Source organism: Streptomyces sp. NBC_01214, from assembly GCF_026340975.1.
Lineage (GTDB): Bacteria > Actinomycetota > Actinomycetes > Streptomycetales > Streptomycetaceae > Streptomyces.
This window is the reverse complement of sequence record NZ_JAPEOS010000001.1, coordinates 4,817,308-4,834,457: the sequence shown is the minus strand read 5'-3', so window position 1 is coordinate 4,834,457 and position 17,150 is coordinate 4,817,308. Positions and strand designations below refer to the sequence as shown.

The 17,150-nt window shown below is 70.2% G+C and carries 16 protein-coding genes; 7 read left to right on the top strand and 9 right to left on the bottom strand.

The features are described 5' to 3' along the window. Positions 1-11: 11 nt before the first annotated feature. The 6 genes from OG594_RS22575 to OG594_RS22550 all read right to left on the bottom strand — a co-directional run bounded on the left by OG594_RS22575 (position 12) and on the right by OG594_RS22550 (position 5,892). Positions 12-599 (bottom strand): hypothetical protein, encoded by a 588-nt coding sequence (locus OG594_RS22575; protein ID WP_266601800.1) that lies wholly within the window; start codon positions 597-599, stop codon positions 12-14. A gap of 133 nt (positions 600-732) precedes the next feature. Then, positions 733-909, bottom strand: a complete 177-nt coding sequence (locus tag OG594_RS22570; protein WP_266601798.1) for a hypothetical protein — start codon at positions 907-909, stop codon at positions 733-735. A gap of 456 nt (positions 910-1,365) precedes the next feature. After that, complete coding sequence (locus OG594_RS22565; protein ID WP_266601796.1) at positions 1,366-2,412, bottom strand: methyltransferase; 1,047 nt, start codon at positions 2,410-2,412, stop codon at positions 1,366-1,368. 58 nt (positions 2,413-2,470) lie between these two features. Continuing rightward, a complete protein-coding gene (locus tag OG594_RS22560) occupies positions 2,471-3,301 on the bottom strand; it encodes a helix-turn-helix transcriptional regulator (RefSeq protein ID WP_266601794.1) in 831 nt (276 codons plus the stop codon). Positions 3,302-3,750: 449 nt separating this feature from the next. Further along, the gene (locus OG594_RS22555) at positions 3,751-4,497 is read right to left on the bottom strand and encodes a lytic polysaccharide monooxygenase (RefSeq protein ID WP_266601792.1); all 747 of its coding nucleotides are present in this window, start codon (positions 4,495-4,497) and stop codon (positions 3,751-3,753) included. Positions 4,498-4,554: 57 nt separating this feature from the next. Next, entirely contained in the window at positions 4,555-5,892 is a 1,338-nt protein-coding gene (locus tag OG594_RS22550) for a fibronectin type III domain-containing protein (RefSeq protein WP_266601790.1), read from the bottom strand. 594 nt (positions 5,893-6,486) lie between these two features. On the opposite strand from OG594_RS22550, the gene OG594_RS22545 reads away from it, so the two are divergent. Beyond that, positions 6,487-6,927 carry a hypothetical protein gene (locus OG594_RS22545; RefSeq protein ID WP_266601789.1) on the top strand — a complete coding sequence of 147 codons (441 nt, stop codon included), beginning with the start codon at positions 6,487-6,489 and terminating at the stop codon, positions 6,925-6,927. A gap of 334 nt (positions 6,928-7,261) precedes the next feature. Here the strand turns inward: OG594_RS22545 and OG594_RS22540 are convergent, their stop codons facing one another. After that, positions 7,262-7,726: a lamin tail domain-containing protein gene (locus OG594_RS22540; RefSeq protein WP_323185272.1), complete on the bottom strand. Its 465-nt coding sequence runs from the start codon at positions 7,724-7,726 to the stop codon at positions 7,262-7,264. Positions 7,727-8,458: 732 nt separating this feature from the next. On the opposite strand from OG594_RS22540, the gene OG594_RS22535 reads away from it, so the two are divergent. Together OG594_RS22535 and OG594_RS22530 are read left to right on the top strand one after the other, a co-directional pair. Then, the gene (locus OG594_RS22535; RefSeq protein ID WP_266601787.1) at positions 8,459-8,734 is read left to right on the top strand and encodes a hypothetical protein; all 276 of its coding nucleotides are present in this window, start codon (positions 8,459-8,461) and stop codon (positions 8,732-8,734) included. Between the two features lie 258 nt (positions 8,735-8,992). Next, positions 8,993-9,448 (top strand): hypothetical protein, encoded by a 456-nt coding sequence (locus tag OG594_RS22530; RefSeq protein ID WP_266601785.1) that lies wholly within the window; start codon positions 8,993-8,995, stop codon positions 9,446-9,448. A gap of 176 nt (positions 9,449-9,624) precedes the next feature. Here OG594_RS22530 and OG594_RS22525 read toward each other — a convergent pair whose 3' ends face one another. Continuing rightward, positions 9,625-10,878, bottom strand: coding sequence for an MFS transporter (locus OG594_RS22525; protein WP_266601783.1), 1,254 nt, complete (start codon positions 10,876-10,878; stop codon positions 9,625-9,627). A 54-nt stretch (positions 10,879-10,932) separates the two neighbouring features. On the opposite strand from OG594_RS22525, the gene OG594_RS22520 reads away from it, so the two are divergent. Then, positions 10,933-11,679, top strand: coding sequence for a helix-turn-helix domain-containing protein (locus OG594_RS22520; RefSeq protein ID WP_266601781.1), 747 nt, complete (start codon positions 10,933-10,935; stop codon positions 11,677-11,679). Between the two features lie 404 nt (positions 11,680-12,083). Continuing rightward, positions 12,084-12,377, top strand: a complete 294-nt coding sequence (locus OG594_RS22515; RefSeq protein WP_266601779.1) for a DUF1905 domain-containing protein — start codon at positions 12,084-12,086, stop codon at positions 12,375-12,377. 760 nt (positions 12,378-13,137) lie between these two features. Here the strand turns inward: OG594_RS22515 and OG594_RS22510 are convergent. Continuing rightward, complete coding sequence (locus OG594_RS22510) at positions 13,138-13,632, bottom strand: MarR family winged helix-turn-helix transcriptional regulator (RefSeq protein ID WP_266601777.1); 495 nt, start codon at positions 13,630-13,632, stop codon at positions 13,138-13,140. A gap of 73 nt (positions 13,633-13,705) precedes the next feature. On the opposite strand from OG594_RS22510, the gene OG594_RS22505 reads away from it, so the two are divergent. Together OG594_RS22505 and OG594_RS22500 are read left to right on the top strand one after the other, a co-directional pair. Then, positions 13,706-15,832, top strand: a complete 2,127-nt coding sequence (locus OG594_RS22505; protein ID WP_266601775.1) for an MMPL family transporter — start codon at positions 13,706-13,708, stop codon at positions 15,830-15,832. A gap of 591 nt (positions 15,833-16,423) precedes the next feature. Continuing rightward, the gene (locus tag OG594_RS22500; RefSeq protein WP_266601773.1) at positions 16,424-17,005 is read left to right on the top strand and encodes a hypothetical protein; all 582 of its coding nucleotides are present in this window, start codon (positions 16,424-16,426) and stop codon (positions 17,003-17,005) included. Positions 17,006-17,150: the final 145 nt, after the last annotated feature.

The following is a 17,150-nucleotide window of genomic DNA, read 5'->3' as shown; positions in this document are numbered from 1 at the left end:
ATGCGGAGGGGTCAGCCGATGCGGACGGTGATCTCGGGGAGGGGGATGTCGGAGAGGTTCAGCTGGATCCCGGTCAGGTTCAGGGAGCTCTGCGAGTCGGTCAAGGCGGAGGTGGTGGACGGTGCCTGAGTCTTTCCGCGCGTGCTGACCAGCAGGTACCAGCCCCCGCGCTTGTAGCTGCGGGAGGCATCGGGGCGGTCGCCCTGCGGGTTCGGGTTCAGCGTCCAGCCCTGGCGCTCCAGGTCGGTGCAGATCGCGTTCATCTCCGACGGTGCGGTGGCCTTCTCACGTACGGCCGTCCAGCCCGTCCTTTTCGAGTTGGCGTCGGCCGCGACGCTCGGGTGGCCCTGCGCCGGGTCGAGGCCCGCGGCGGCGACCGCGGTCCGGATCACCTCGTCCACGGCATCCCGGGTGAGGGGCGGTGCCGTGGACTCCGGTGTGGGCGCCGCCGTGGACGGGGACGGCGTGGGTGCGGGCGCGCCCAGGTGGATGCGCCCGTCGTCCTCTATCTGGATGTGGTCCGGCAGGGCCACGGCGGCCAGACTCACGATCAAGGTCGCGGCCAGCCCGAACCACACCCTCTTCAACAACGCGTTCAACGCGAGACTCCCCCTGAGTGATCATTCAGAGGGAGTTTCACACATACTGCTCGCCGCCCGACAGCCCTTTCGGGGCGGGGCAACCACGAAGCGGCGGGGTGCTACCCCTGCTTCCCCCGGATCCACTCCTGGCTCAGCCCGCGGGCAGCTTCCAGCAGCGGGGAAGCAAGGCCAGATCAGCGACGGCACGGCTGAAGACATCGACGTCGTGGCTGGCGTGATCGGTGTCGCACCAGCAGGCCACGTTCACCGCCGCGTCGACCGCGAGCCGGCCCGGGTCTGTCCACACGACCTGGAGCAGGAACTCCATCTGGTCGCTCCCGTCGGCATGCGCAACGACGTCCAGGCCGACGATGACCGGTGTCCCTGGCTGAGGTCCGGGGAAAACCGCGTGTTCCGGAGACCATTCCCATTCCGCCCCGGCTGCGTTGGCGCGAGCCGCCGTCGATCATCGGGGCTCTCCGGCTCGCCGGCCAGGTGTTTCTGCCCCGAGGTTTCCTCTTCTCCCTCACAAGGCGGCGCTTTGACGGCCGCCAACCTGAGCACGTTCGTCCGTACCTTGCTGAGCACCTCAATGAGTAGGCGGGCGGACAGGGGTGCGCGGATCGCGTCGGGGACAGGTGTCGGAAGTGCCGGAGGTGTGCCGCGCACGCACGAGGCACCCCACTCCAGAGACCCCCGGCCGGGGCCGCAGTAGCACGCTCCGCGGGCCGAAGCCTCGCCGTGCGCGCCGCGCTTTCACCAGGTGCTCGGCGCGCGGTCGTGGTCAGTCGGCCACGACCTCGATCAGGGAATACGGGGCGGCGTCCGCGAGCGGGGTGACCGACGTGACGCGCAGGGCCGCCCGGCGGCACACCTCCTCGAAGTCCGCGCGGGTGCGTTCCCTACCGCCGACGTTCACCATCATGTTGAGGTCGCTCAGGTAGGTGCCCTCGTCTTCCGTGCTGACGAATTCGGGAAGCACGGGCTCCACGATCAGGACCACGCCACCAGGTGGCAGCACTTGACGGCAGTGGCGCAGGATCGTGACCGCCTGGGCGTCCGTCCAGTCGTGCAGGATGCTCTTCACGAGGTACACGTCCGAGCCCTGCGGGACCGATTGGAAGAAGTCCCCGGCAATGAGGGAGCAGCGGTCCTCCAGCCCGTGCCGTGCCAGTGTCTGCGCAGCCCCTGCGAGGCCGTCGGCAGTATCGAAGAGCACGCCTGCGAGACCCGGGTGCGTTTCGAGGACGGCGGCCAGCAGGGTGCCGTTGCCTCCACCGACGTCCGTGACGGAGGCGAACCGGCTGAAGTCGAAGGCTCGCGGCAGGACGGCGGCGGTCTCGGAGACGACCTGGCTCATTGCCGCGTTGAAGTCCGTGGAGAGTTCGGGGTGGCGGGCGAGATGGCTGAAGAAGTCCGTGCCGAAGACGGAATCGAACGCGATCTCTCCCGTACGGACGCTGGTCTCCAGGTGCTCCCAGGCGCGCACGATCGCCGGATCGGTGAACATGCGGACGAACGACGCGAGGGAGTCGGGGTGACCGGGGCCGAGGAGCGCGCCCGCCGGGGTCACCGAGAACGTGTCGGGAGTGTCTTCCACGAGCAGGCCGAGGGCGGTCAGGGCGCGCAGCAGGCGGGTCATGGGCTGGTGCGCGGTTCCGGCTCCGACGGCCACCTCGGCGGCTGTGCGCGGTCCGTCGCCGATCAGTTCCACGACGTCCAGGCGGACCGCCGCGCGCAGGGTGTGCGCGGCCATGCTCCCGAACGCGAGCCGGACGACGAGCTCCCGGCCTGCCGCCGTCTGTGCTGCTCGGACCTCGGTGTTCTTCACGGGCTTTGTTTCCTTCCTTCGGGTCGACCGATCACCGATCGGTCTGGATGCGGACGAGTCAGGGCTCGGTGGACGCGGTCAGGCCGGCCAGTGCACCGGGCGTGCACCCGGCGAGGGCCTGGACGTCGCGGTGAAGATGAGGCTGGTCGGCATATCCGCAGGCCACGGCAACGTCGCCGGCGCGCTCGCCGGCGAGGAGCGCCCGAGCGGCGTGGTCGAAGCGGACCAGCATGGCGGCGCGCTTGGGGGTCAGGCCGACCTGGGCGCTGAACCTGGCCCAGAGCCGCTTGCGGCTCCATCCGCAGGACGCGGCGAGGTCGCCGACCCGTACTCGGCCGCGCCCTGCCACGATGGCGTCCCAGGCGGCGGCGACTTCGGCCGCCATGGGCGGGGCTCCGGCGGCCCTGCGCCTGAGGAATCCGTCCGTGAGGGCGAGGCGTTCCTGCCAGGATGCGGTGTCGGCCAACTGCTCGCGCAGGAGCCGAGCGTGCCGCCCCCAGAGGTCCTCGAGTCCGGTGATGGAGCCGTCCAGTTCGCGTGGGGACACGCCCAGCATGGCGTAGGCGGTCCGGGGCGACAGCGCCACCTCGACGCATTCGACGCCCTGCCCGCGGATGCGGGCCGGACGTGGTGACAGGGAGGCAACGAGTCCTCTCAGTGGCTGGTGGCCGGAGGCGCTCTCCACCGTGATCGGGTCGGCTCCGAGCCCGATGACGACGATCACGGCGGGCTGCGGCAGCACCCGCATGTCCAGCCTGCTGCCCGTACGGTCCCGGAACCCGGCCATCCGTACTCCGTCGAGAGAGGCCATGCCCAGGGGGCGGGCGATCTCCCAGCGGTTGTGAGCAGTGCGCTCCGGGGGCGCGTCCCCCGCGTCGTCTCTGGGCATGCCCCCAGGCTCGCTGGAGTCGGGGGCTCTTGTCTTGGACGAAAATTCCGCGGCCGTTCCGCGGTCCTGCCGTGTACGGGGCGGGGGGGGGCAGGGCGGGGTGCGGATGGGGAGCTGCCGCTCGGCATGCACGTCCCGTGCTCCGGGTGGGCGGGGTCTGTTGCGGGTGGGCGGGGGCGGCTTCGGCCGGGGTCGGGTTGCCGAGGCGCCTGCCTCGGCGGACTTCCGGTACCCCTGGGGTGCCCCGGGCGGCGGGATCATCGGTGCCGAGGGACTCGTCGGTCACTGCCGGGCCGACTCGGCACGGTGTGCCGGGGGGCAGGCTCGTCGTGCTGATTTCCCGCCGCGGCGACGGGCCCGTACGAGCCCGCGCCGAGAGAGGCGGCTGAGCCCCCGAGCCCGGGGAAGGGGGTGCCCGGGCTCGGGGTGCGGGGCCTGCCGGCGTCGGCCTACTTGAAGGTGACGTCCGAGCAGGAGTAGAAGGCCTCCTCGCTCTGGAAGGAGCCGTCGGGCCGCTTCAGCCCGTGCCAGATCGTGTAGATCAGGTGCTTGCCCTTCTTTTCGGGGAGCACCGTCTTGAACGTGAACGCCTTCGCGCCGAGGAAGCCCGAGGCTGCCGCGGTGGCCGCGGTGTTGTCGGCACTGAGGAAGGGGGTGTCTTCCAGGTCGGACCACTTCAGCGGCTTCTTCGGGTCGTAGCCGTCCTTGGTGACGTACATCTCCATGCGGTACGGGTTGTGCAGCGCGCTGATGTCGTAGCGGAGGTCGTACTCGGCGCCGCCGGGCAGTGTCGTCGAGGGGAAGTCGTCCCGCGGCAGGTCCAGGCCGGAGAACTGTGCGTTGCCGGCGCTGCACAGCTTGCCGTCGGGTATGCGGGCGCGGTGCTGCGGGGAGGAGGTCGGGGTGCTGTGGTCGATGGCGCGGCCCTGGACGATCGACTTCCAGTCGCCGGGGATGCCGGGGCTCTGGGCGAGGGCCAGCCGGCAGGCCTCGCTCGCCTTCGGGTTCTTGGTGCAGGCCACGCTGCGACTGACCGGGTCGGCGGTGGAGCCGTGTGCGGAGGCGGGCGCCGAGCCGAGGGTGGTCACGGCGAGGGGGAGGGCCACGAGCGCGGTGAGGCGCAGGAGGACGGCGCGGTGGGCCGGGGGTCGTGCCGGGGCGGGGGAAGTCGTGGCGGTGGGGCGGGTCGTACTCATGAGGGGGATGCTCCTGGTCATGGGGTCGGTCTTGCGCGTGGGGCTGCAGGCGAGCGGTCAGCTGCCCGTCTTCACGGTCAGCTCGCGGGAGAACGCGCCCCACGTGCCGTCGCCGAGGCGCGCCCGGATCTTCACGGTGTACGTGGAGCCGGGGTGGGCGCCGACGAGCACCTCGCGGGAGCCCTTCGTCGTGGGGATCGGCAGCACCGGGTCGCCCGTGCCCCACATGAAGGTCTGGGCGGGCTTGCCGTTCAGGTAGACCTGGTAGGTGGTGATCTGGCCGACGCCCTGCGGGACGGCCCAGGTGAGGTTCAGGTAGTGCTGGGTGACACCGCCGTCCTGCTTGGTGGCGGTGGTGGCGGCGAAGTCGCCGGGGGCGGCGGTGCCGCCGTTGCCGTCGGGGGCCGCGGTGGTCGTCACCTGTGCTTCGCGGGTCGGGTCGGACTCCTTGCCGGAGGCGTCGACAGCGGTGACCTTGAAGCGGTAGGCGGTGCTCGCGGTCAGGCCGGAGACGGTGGCCGAGGTGGCCTTGGCGTCCGCCTCCTGGACCTTCGCGCCGTTGCGGTAGATCCGGTAGCCGGTGACGGCGACGTCGTCGGTCGCCGCGCGCCAGCGCAGGGCGGCCTGGTACGGGCCGGAGGCCGTCGCCTCCAGGTCCGCGGGGATGACCGGCTTCGCCTTGTCCTGGCCGGGCGCCGCGAGGGTGGTGAGCACGATGTCCTTGCTGAAGCCGGTGGTGCGGCCGTCGGCGCGGACGGCGCGGACCTTGAACGCGTAGCGGGTGGCGGGGGCCAGGCGCTCGATGTCGGTCATCGTGTCCTTGACGGTCTTGACCTGCTTGCCGTCCTGGAAGACTTCGTAGCGCACGACTTCGGCGCCGCCGGCGGGCGGCTTCCACATCAGGTGGACGGCGGTGTCGTCCTTGACGAAGGAGCCGCTGTCGGCGGGGACGGCCGTGTTCGTGCCGGTGTCGCTTCCGTTGCCCGACGCGCCGTTCACCTTGCATCCGGTGATCTTGGGCATGCCCTTGCCGGCGGGGTTGATCCCGACCTTGACGGTCCGGTTGCCCTTGGCGGCCACGTCGGCGCGGTCGGCGATCGGCTTGATGGTGACGTGCTTGCCGGCCTGGCGGAGTTCGTACGCCCAGGGGTTGTCGAGGGTGACTTGCCCCTGCGACACGTCGAACTCGGCGGTCCAGTCCCGTACGGGCCGGTCTCCCTTGTTGGCCAGGGAGACCTCGCCGGACGCCCACCACACGGTGGCCTGGTCCGCGACGCGGCAGGCGGCGCTGAAGCCGTCCTTTTCCTCTCCCGCGTTGGCGGCCACGGGGATGACGACGGAGCAGACCCCGACGATCGCGGCCGCGCAGGCCAGGGCAATTCGCTTTCGGGACATCAGAAACCTCTTGGTAAAGCCGATCCGCCGGTGCAGCGGCAGCATCGAAAGTGTCTTGGTCAACACCCGTGACCCTAAGCACGGTTTGCGGCCGGAACGGGCCTCTGAGGGGCTGCGGGCTCGCTGTTATCTGTCCCTTAAGGTCCGGATAGGACGCCCTTGATCCCCTGCCCCCGCCCTTCGACGCTGCGGACACTGAAGATCACGCTCCGTTCCCGCCCCATACGGACGCGCTCAGACGGACGAGACGGGGTTGGACCCACGTCGAGCGAGGTGAGGCCGGGGCCCACCGAGGGGAATCTGATCTGGCGCTCCCGATCGCCGATCACGGGCGGCATGGAACACGTCGGGCCTGTAAGCGTCCTTGCTCTCCGTCCAGTCCTTCCGCATCCGCGGGCGTTCATGAAGGGGGCGGGCGTACGTCCTTTGATCGACGGCCGGGACGTGCTGGAGGAGATGCATCCCGACGGCGATTCAAGCTGCTACCAGGAGACGTGGCTCGGTTCGTCGGAGACGTGGCCGCTGTGGGCCGCTCGCGCACCTCGCCGTGTCGAGTTGTCTAACAACGACTGCGAAACCGGTTGCTGTGGAGGGGTGTTCGTCACCATCCGGCGTCGTGACGATCACGTCGAGTGGGTGAGCTGGGAGAACACCAACGACATCCGGGTGCCCGTCCCTCCCGAGGTCCGCTTCGACGCCGCGCAGTACGACGCCGAACCGGCTCGGCTCGTAGTTGACCACAGCTGGGAGGAGCCCGTGGACACGGCGGCCCGTCTCCTGGCCCACCGGATCGCCGCAACCGACTGGTACGAGCGGTGGGACTGCCAGCCGTTCGTGCACGGCATCCGCGTTCAAGAGCGGGGAGAGTCTGCGGAAGTAGTCATGCCCTTCGTCACCGGCCAGTTCGGCGAAGGCGGTGCGTACCGCTGGCACATCATGTCCGTGTCCGTGCAGGAGCCCGTCGAGGAACAGGTACGGCGCTTCGTCGAGCAGATCACCGCCACCGACCCCCGCGAGAGTGCCAAGGGTCTCTGACGGCGCTCCGGGAGCCTCGCGCATCAGGTGGTACTGGTGGGCAGAGTCCGGACGGGGCCCTGCGTGCCGTGTGCGTGCGTGCGCCCACTGCGCCGGCGTCGGCACCGCCCGCTCTGCCGACGTCGGCCGGAACCGGATCTGGTGAACAAAGCCGGACAGGGGACCGCCTGTTGAGGGCAGCAGTGTGGGCCGTCGCCCGGTCGGGGCGACGGCCCGTGCTCGCGTGCCGGTCAGTGGCTGGTGGCCGTGTGGTCCGGCTGCGGGTGGGTCATGTCACGCAGGTTCCGCGGCGCGATGCGCGGCCTGCGCGTGGTCGTGGTGGTGGGGGTGGTGGTTAGCGGCGGCCCCAGGTTTCGGTGTCGACGGTGCGGCCGCGGTCGTCGCGCAGGGTGGCGGTGTCGGCGCGGTTGCCCCAGATGTACTCGCGGCGGTCCTGGAAGAGGTCGGTGCGGGTGTCGCGGCCGTTGCCGGTGTGGATGCGGATGGTGGCACGGGAGGCGAGGCGGACGTTGTCGAAGCGGTAGCGGTTGCCGTCGCTGTCGCGCAGGGTCCAGCCGCGGAGGTTGATGGCGTTGCGGGTGGTGTTGGTGATCTCCACCCACTCGTTGTTCAGGGAGCGGTTCGAGTGGTCGTCGCGTCCGGGGCTGTCGGCCTGGACCCGGCTGATCTCCACCCGCGGCCGCTGGTGGTGACGGTCCCCGTCCGCGGCGGACGCCGGCAGCGCGGCGGCAGAGACGATGGCGCCGGCGGCCAGGACCGTGGCGGCAATACGACGTACGGAGGAAGAAGCAGAAGACATGGGTGACGCTCCCTCAAGAACAGTGCCCCACCAGCCGAAACAGGATGGTAAAGGCAGTTGCGGGGGTGGCTCGGGGTGAGCCGTGGCCACACTCTCGACCCGACACGGACCCCACCGCAGCCCCCACCGACGCCGGTTACCGGACACGGACATATCCGTCACACTCGCCTGCACACCGCACGCACTTCTCCCGAACGTGCCCCTGACATTCACTGACCGCTACACCCACCCGCCCCACGCACGGCGCCCACGGCGCGGCGTGCTCCGGCGCACTACCGGGCGCACTTCTCCCCCGCCTCACCCGCCCGGGCTAGTTGATCAAGTAACAACCGTTCTGCGGAATTCTTCGCACTAACGTGTGTAATTCGCGCACATATCGCACCTTGCGGCAGGTCGACACCGTCCCACACGAAGAGATCTCCGACCCAACTGCGCAACCACGGCTCACCGCCCGCGACCGGGGCAACTGGCGAGCCTGCGGGCCCGAGAGGCGCAGAGCATCCCGACAAGGTCGATCATGATCAGTCGTCGGCCGACTCCATCCGGCCCACCGGAGAGCAGGCTCCCCGGGCCGTCGACCAGCGGCCCGCACGCACCGTCGGGCGAAGCCTCTGGACGGCACGCCAGATTCGGGCATTTCTCCCCATATATGACCTGCTCGCATGTTAAGGATATAAGCGCAAAGATCCACTAAGCAGGAGGTATGTAACGATGCGTACGACTCTTCTTCGTGTGGCGACCGCACTGGGCACCGCAGCAATGCTGGCCGCCGTCGGCGCCGGCGCGGCCAGCGCCGACGGCCTGGGCAGCTCAGGCATCGGCAACCACGGCGTAGGGAACGCCGGTGTCTTCAACGACGGCGTAGGAAACGCCGGCGCCTTCAACAACGGTGTAGGAAACGCCGGCATCGCCAACTGGGGGCTGGGCAACGCAGGCATCGCAAACACGGGCATCGGCAGCCACGGCATCGGCAACTCAGGCGTCGGCACCTCCGGCATCGGCAACTGAGACGGCCCGCGGCACCCGCACGACCGAGTGACACGACGCGCCCAGCCGCCGGCTGGGCGCATCGCGCCGGACAGCCGGCTCACGAAGACGGCGCACCGCGCGAGCAGGCAGTGAGCCAGCGGGCAGCGGGCGCCACGGTCTGCTGCCGGTGCACGGGCGCGGCGTGGGTCCTGCTCGCGTTCCTCCTCCCTGCCGGTGAGAATGTGTGGGCGGGGCGGCCGACCCGGGGGCGCCGGATCGATAGCAGGGGGAGGGCTCATGCAGGCGGAGCCGGCGAAGAGCGATCATGACCGCGAGGCGCGACTGCAGCACATGGGTGCCGAGGCCCGGCTGTGCCGGAAGAACGCGAGGGCAGTCGGTGTGCCGGAGGACTCGGCGCAGGAGACCGCCTACCGCGCGAAGCGACAGCGCACGGTCGCAGCCGTTCGGAAGTGCTGGCTGGAGGAGGGGGCCGTAGTCCCGGTACTGCGGCGCCTGACCGCTGAACTCGGCCCGTACGAAGACCCTGCCGAGACCGGTGCTTTCGCCGTGGTCACCCACATGTCCGAGGCCTTCTGCATCCGGCTGGTCTTCGCCGCGAAGTTCTCACGGTGGCACGCCATCGGCGGCGACCTGTCCGATGAAGAGGCGGAGAAACGGTTCGAGGGCTTCATCACCTGCCCCCAGCACCCCGACCCGGACGGCCGGACCCGCCCATGTGAAACCGGGCAATAGCCGCCCCCAAGTACCCCCCAGTACCCCTCAGTACTCCCAGTACTCCCAGCACCCCCTGCACAGCGACCACGCCGCACTGGGCGTCGCAGCGGGCGAAGCCGACGACCGCACCCGGCGGAACGGCCTTCCAGATACGAAGGCCGCGTCCCGGGGCGCGCCGTAGGTTCCCTTCGCGGTCATGGTGACTCCGCTTTCTCCGAGGGAGGGTCGACGGGGGTGGTGCGGTGGGCCGGCCCGATGGTCGCGGCCGGTTCGGGTAGGCCCCGGAAGGCGAGCCAGCTCAGGGCGGGCATCGCGATGAGCGGGATGAGGGCGGTACGCAGGCTGGTGGCGTCGGCGAGGAGTCCGATGGCCGGTGCGGCGATGCCGCCGACGCTGACGGTGAGGCCGAGCGTGATGCCGCCGGCCGTTCCGACGTGGTTGGGCAGGTAGTCCTGGGCGAGGGTGACCTGGAGCGAGAAGGGCACGTAGAGGCCGGCGGAGGCGAGGGCGACGAAGGGGTAACCGAGCGGGCCGGGAGCCAGGGCGACGCCCGCGACGGCAAGGACGGTCAGGAGGTAGGAGCGCCGGATGACCGTGACCCGGTCCCATCGTTCGGCGAGCCGGCCGCCCAGGACGGTGCCGATGGCTCCGCCGAGGTAGAGGACCACGAGGGCCGCAGTGCCGGCGGTCGGCCCCCACCCGGTGCTCTGGGCCATGTGGAGGGAGATGAAGGTGCTGAGTCCTATGAAGACCACGGAGCGGCAGATCACGCCGAGGGTGAGGCGGAGGAAGGACCGGCGGTCGTCCGCGGGGGTGGGGGCCAGGGTGCGGTGCGCCGTGCCGGGAGTGATGTCCTGTCCTTGTTGGACGATCCGCAGGGCGGGCAGGCACAGCACGCTGCCGGCGAGCGCGGGCAGCAGGAGCAGCGGGGACATCGTCAGGCCGCCGAAGCCGACGACGAGGGCGACCAGTGCGGGCGAGAACGCGAAGCCGAGGTTGCCGCCGAGGGAGAACCAGCTCATGGCGGTGTGGCTGCCCCTGGAAGCCGTACGTGCGATGCGGGCGGATTCGGGGTGGTAGGCGGCGACGCCGATGCCCGACACCGCTACGAAGAGCAGGGTCAGGGCGTAGGAGTCGCCGAGGCCGCTGAGTGCGATGCCGAGGCCGCCGACGAGCGTGCTGACGGGGAGCAGCCAGGGCAGGGGCTTGCGGTCGGTGAGGGCACCGAAGAGGGGTTGGGCCACGGAGGAGAGCAGGGAGGCGGCGAGCACGATGCCGGAGGCGGCAGCGTAGGTGTAGGCCCGTTCGGCGACGAAGAAGGGGATGAGGGCTGCGACGGCGCCCTGGTAGACGTCGACGCAGGCGTGTCCGACGGCGAGGAGGGTGATGGCGCGGTTGCGGGGTGGGCGGGTGGAAGTGCGGAGGTTCTGGGGTGTGTTCGTGGGCACCGTGCCATCGTCACAACCCCACCTCGTGTCGCACTTCCAATAAACTGCCAATCAATGCGTGAAATCCGCCATGAGCCGATCGCCCCGACCCGGGTCCAGTGGATGGCCTCCGGAGCGGACATCGACCCGCACCAGCACGACGACCACCAGATCGTCTACGCGGCCCGGGGCGTCCTCACCGTGACCACCGGACTCGGCACGTGGGTGGCTCCGGCCAACCGGGCCATCTGGGTGCCGGCCGGCACGGTCCACGGGCACCGCGCGCACGGCACGACCGACCTGCACCTGATCGGCCTCCCGGCTTCCCGCAAGGTACTGGCATCGGACCGGCCCATGGTCCTCAACGTGGACGGGTTGCTGCGGGAGTTGATCCTGGCCTACACGCGGGAACCGGAGTCACGGGGACCCGAGCGCGGGCGCCTGCTCGACGTCCTCCTCGATCGGCTGGTCCTCTCACCGCAGCAACCCCTGCACCTGGCCTCCCCGACCGAGCCACGACTGCGCCGGCTCTGCGAGATCCTGACCGCCGACCCCGCCGATGGCCGGACCCTGGACGCGCTGGGGCGGGAGGTGGGGGCGAGCGCGCGTACGCTGACCCGCCTGTTCGCCTCCGACATGGGCATGTCCTTCTCGCAGTGGCGCACCCAACTGCGCCTGCACCAGGCCCTGATCCTGCTCGCGGAGGGGCAGACGGTGACGGCCGTGGCGCATCGGTGCGGCTGGTCCACGACCGGGGCGTTCATCGACGCGTTCCGCAACGTCTTCGGCCACACGCCGGGCAGGCACCGCTCCGCGGTTTGACCCGGCCGGTTCGGGCGGGGTACTCGGCTATCGCCACCGCCGCGTGCTGGCGGTCGTCCACGGCGTCGTGGCGGGCGACAGCAAGGCCTCGGCGTCCGCGCCGACCGGGACCGGAGCCGCCGCGAGCAGGACGGGACGGCCTGCGTACGAGAGGGAGCAGTGGGTGGGGACCGCTGGATCGACGGCCTCGGGGCGGTCGGTCGCGCCCCGGGGGGCCGGGCTCCGCACGGAAGCGACAGGCTCGGGCGGCAAGTCCAACCGGCGTCCGGGCATGGGGCTTTCGAGGAACCGGCGCCAGAGCAACGGGTAGCCGAGCAACGGGTAGCCGGGCAACGGGTGGCCGCCGCGTAGGGTGAGCGGAACCAGCACGCCTCCCGCCACCCTCCCAGGAGAGAACTGCCCTCATGCGCATGGTCTTCGCCAGTCAGGTGATCGAGTGGCGTGGACCTGCGCCCTTCTACTTCGTCCCCGTGCCGGAAGAGCCGTCCGCCGACGTACGACAGGTGGCTTCGGCGGCCACCTACGGCTGGGGAGTGGTCCCCGTCGAGGCCAGCATCGGCGAAGTCACCTTCGAGACGTCGCTCTTCCCGAGGGAGGGCGGGTACTTGCTGCCCGTCAAGAACGCTGTCCGAACGCCGCTCGGGCTGGTGGCGGGGGACGACGTGACGGTGGAGATGACGGTGCGCCTACCGGGCTGAGCGCTGCCGGTCCCGCCGCTGCGCGGACCGCGCCGAACCCTCCCCGCGGCGTGTCCGTTTCCCGCGCGGGGCCGGGATCCGGCCCCGCGCGGGTGTGTTCCCGGCTCTGGACGAGATCGTCCGCGCAGGCGGACAGCAGCGCAGACCCGCGCGGCCCGGGTCCTCCTGGCCGCGAGGGTCTGCAACGAGCCCTGCCCATCGGGGCGCGGGCGGCCGAGTTCACCACCTGGCTCACCGGGACGCGGGATCCCCCACCCGCATGTTCGGTCTCGCACGGGCCGCGGCCCACAGGCCCTGGACCCTTCAGCCAAGAGCTCGGTCCTGTCGTCAAAGCGGCGTCGGCCGAGCCGGCGGCGTCCGGCGCCATGGGGTCTCCCCAGGCCCCCAGGCCCGCAGGGCCGAGGGGAAGCATCGCAGGGCAGAAGAGCGCCCGTGTACGGGACGTACTCGGGCGCCCCGACAACAGCCTGGGGTCCCCCCGGACGGAGTCGGGGGGATCAGGTGCGGTGCCGGGCGTCGCAGGCCCGACAGGACCTTGACGACAGGGCCCAGGGCGAAGCCCTTCAGCAGGTGTGCCGGGGCCCGAGATGGCGGTCGGGATGTAAGCGACACGGCCTTTCGCCGTCCGTGTCAGCAACGGGTGAGCATTCATCGCCAGTGGCCACCTCCAGGGCGCTGGGCCTGCGCCACTGACGCTCAGATGACGAGGACCAGCTGACACTCCCCCGCAGACCAGCGGGTGTGCCGCCCGGGCGGGGGTTCATCGCCCCACGAGGGCGAGCTGTCGGTTCATTTCGGCGAGGAAGCGCACCACCACGTGGAGTTCTTCGCTGGTGAAGTGCTTGCGGGCGTCGTCCGTGCCGTGAGCCAGTGGGCGGAAGTACTCCCGGGCGACCTGCTTGGCTGCTTCGGCGTAGTGCAGGTGGACCACCCGGCGGTCGTCGACTGCCCGGACGCGGCGGATATGGCCGGCCTTCTCCAGTCGGTCCAGGCATGCGGTCATGGCGCCGGATGTGAGGTTCATCTGTTTGCGGAGCCGACCCGGAGTCATGGGGCCGGCCTCTTCGCCGTCGGCCGCGTCCAGAACGGCGATGAGGGCCTGGACGTCAGTGAGGTGAAGGCCCTGGGAGTGGGCGAACTCCTGCGCGATGCGATTGAACTCTGCGTTCATCCGGCGCAGCAAGACGGCGAAGGACTGCAACCCGATCGGGTCGTCGGCCGGAAGTGAGGGCAAGGGGCTGTCGGTGTCGCGCATGATCAGAGCATATAGTCTCTCGATGATTGACATTCTTTATGAATGACCTAACTGCAGGAGCGAGGGGCTCACCTTGAAGAACACACCGCGCTGGGCCCGCTGGATCGTGCCGCTCGCGCTGTTGATCGTGTGGCTCGGCATCGGCGGGACGCTGGGACCGTACGCGGGGAAGCTGGGCGAGGTCGCCACCAACGACCAGGCGGCATTCCTGCCGCGCAACGCCGAGTCCACACAGGTCCTAGAAGCCCGCAAGGCGTTCGAAACGTCACCCTCCATCCCCGCCGTCATCATCTGGACGGCGGACGGCAACCGTGTCAGCGCCGGACAGCAGGAGGCCGCCACGCAGGCGGTCGGCGGTCTCGCCGGCAGGCACGGCATCGCCGCTCCGCCCTCTCCGGCCTTCGTTTCCGGCGACAGCCGGGCACTCCAGGCCGTCGTACCGCTGGCCACCAACCTGGGCGAGGAGATCCCGGCAGTCCTGGAGGAGGTACGGCAGGCGGCGCAGCGGGTACCCGGGACCACCGTCCAGATCGCCGGTCCCGCAGCCAGCCAGGCGGACCTGTCCGACGCGTTCGCCGGCATCGACGGACTGCTGCTCGGCGTGGCCCTGGGGGCGGTGCTACTGATCCTGCTCCTGGTCTACCGCAGCGTCCTACTGCCCCTGGTGATCATCATCAGTTCGGTGTTCGCCCTCGGTCTGGCCTGCGCCGTGGTCTACGCCCTGGCCGACCGCGGCGCGGTCCGTGTGGACGGCCAGGTCCAGGGAATCTTGTCCATCCTGGTCATCGGGGCCGCGACCGACTACGCCCTGCTCCTGGCAGCTCGCTTCCGGGAGGAACTCGCCCGGCAGGGCGACCGCGCGAAGGCTGCGGTGGCTGCCGTGCGCCGGTCTGCCGGGGCCATCACCGCTAGCGCGGCAACCGTGGCCCTGGGCCTTCTGGCGCTGCTGGCGAGCGACCTCACGAACAACCGTGCACTGGGACCGGTGGGCGCGATCGGCATCGTCTGCTCGGTGATCGCCACTCTCACCTTCCTGCCTGCCGCTCTGGTGCTGCTGGGCCGGGCCGCCTACTGGCCCGCCACCCCCAAGCCCGCCGATGCCACCGTCGAGGGCCACGGCGTGTGGCGGCGTATCGCCGAGCTGATCGACCACGCGCCGCGGCGCGTGTGGGTATCCACCACGCTGCTGCTCGCGGTACTTGCCGGGTTCTCTTCCATGTTGTCGTCCAAGGGCGTGCCGCTGGACGAGATCTTCGTCAACGACGCCCCTTCGGTCAGTGCCCAGCAAACCCTGGCCCGGCACTTCCCCGGTGGATCCGGCAATCCCGCCGTCGTCATCACCAATGCCGGCCGCGTTGCGGAAGTACGAGCTGCTGCCGAGTCCACAGAAGGTGTAGCCGCCGTCACCACGGTCACCGCGGGCGGCCGACCGGGCATGGGGGATCCCCTCGTCGTGGACGGCCGGGTGCGCTTGGACGCCACGCTCAAGGCTGCCGCCGACAGCGATGCCGCGAAGGAGACAGTCCAGCGGCTGCGCGACCGCCTGCACGCGGTTCCCGGGGCCAAGGCACTGGTCGGCGGCTACACCGCCCAGCAGTACGACACCCAGCAGACCTCCGCCCGCGACCGCGCCGTGATCGTCCCGGTCGTCCTGGGCATCATCTTGCTGATCCTGATCGCGCTCCTGCGCTCCGTACTCGTGCCCGTCCTGCTCGTCGCGACCGTCGCCCTCAACTTCCTCGCGACACTGGGGGTGTCCGCCCTCGTCTTCGAACACCTGCTGGGCTTCAGCGGAACAGACGCCTCCGTCCCGCTCTACGGGTTCGTGTTCCTGGTCGCCCTCGGCGTCGACTACAACATCTTCCTCATGTCCCGTGTCCGCGAGGAAGCACTTACCCTGGGCACCCGCCAGGGCGTCCTGCGCGGACTCACCACCACGGGAGGCGTAATCACCTCCGCCGGGGTCGTCCTCGCCGCGACGTTCGCCGCACTGATGGTGATCCCCCTCGCCTTCCTCGTCCAGATCGCTTTCATCGTCGCCTTCGGCGTCCTCCTCGACACCCTCGTCGTGCGCTCACTGCTGGTACCGGCCCTGGTCATCGACATTGGCCCGCGCGCCTGGTGGCCGAGCGCACTCGCCCGACCCGCCGGGCCCGGCGGGCCGAACGACGCATCAGCACAACGGCAAAGCCGACTCTGACTCTCGGATCTCGGATCTCGGATCTCGCAGTGTGCCGTGACCGGATCGAAGGCCCTCCCACCCACCGCTCGGGAGGACCGTGGAGGACCCATATCGTCGTCTCCGTCACGGCGCCCGGCGGCACTGCCCACAGCCCGGGCAGCCCCTACCCCGTGCTCGCCACCGGGAGGGCGTCAGTCGAGGATGTGCCCCATGCCGGGGGCGCGCAGGAAGTTGGCGTACTCGGTCTCCCGTGAGGTGTTGGCGCGTGAGGTGAACCGGATGCTGGAGGCCGGCTGGCTCTGGTCCATCGCGTACGCCTCCCGCCGGGCCGCCGGCCGCGCCTGGCGGTCGGCATGAGAACGGCACGGCCTTTCGCCACCCATGTCACCGGCAGGTGAGCAGTCACCGTCGGCGGCCACCCCCAGGTCGCTGGGCCTGCGCGATTTGACACTCAGGTGACGAGGTCCCGTTGACATTCCCATGCAGACCAACAGCCGCGCGCGTCCCGGCACAATGGGCGGGACCCTTTGTCGGGTTCCCGGTCCTGTGACGCACGGGAGGGGCACCTGCCGTGGGGAGCGATCTTCCGATATTCACGAAGGGGGCGTCGTGGGCGCTGGTTGGGCCGGGCTGTTAATCGCCATGGTCGGTGTGGCGGGCACACTGGGGGCCGCGCTGCTGACGCAGAACCGTGCGGACCGCACCAAGCGGATGGAGTTACAGGCCGCCACTGAACAACGGCGGGAAGAACGTGCTCATGCCGAGGAGTTGCTCCGCGCAGAGCAGACCAGACAATGGCAGCGCGAGAGCCTCGAACGACGCCGCGCGTGTTACATCACGCTGAACACCGCGGCGCGCCAGTACCTGACGGCAATGACCAACTATGCCTTTGCGCTTCAACGCGGCGAGGAGGTCGCCGCCTCCCGGGGAAACCTGGAGGCGGCCAGGCTGACCTACCGGGACAGCTACGCGGAGTCTCAGATGATCGTTCCGGATGCTGTGTTGCGTGCGTCCGGCACGGCCAAGTCCCATTTGAACGCTGCGTACGGCAAGCTCAAGAAGTACGGCGCGGAACCCTCCGCGTATGCGGATGAACTCAGCGCCCTGGAAAACGAGCTCCACCGGGGGGTCTGGCCCCACCTGGGATCGCTGAAGCGGTCCATGCGCTCTGATCTGGGCATCGACGACTAGGCCGTCCCCTTCGGATCACCTCGCCGACAGATGAAGATGGCGGCGAGGCGGATCTTCGTGGTCAGTCCACCGCGGGAGGCCGGGCCAGCACGTGCCCTCGGCCTCCGTCCCGGGATGCCGACGACCACCACGGTTCCCCCGGTCC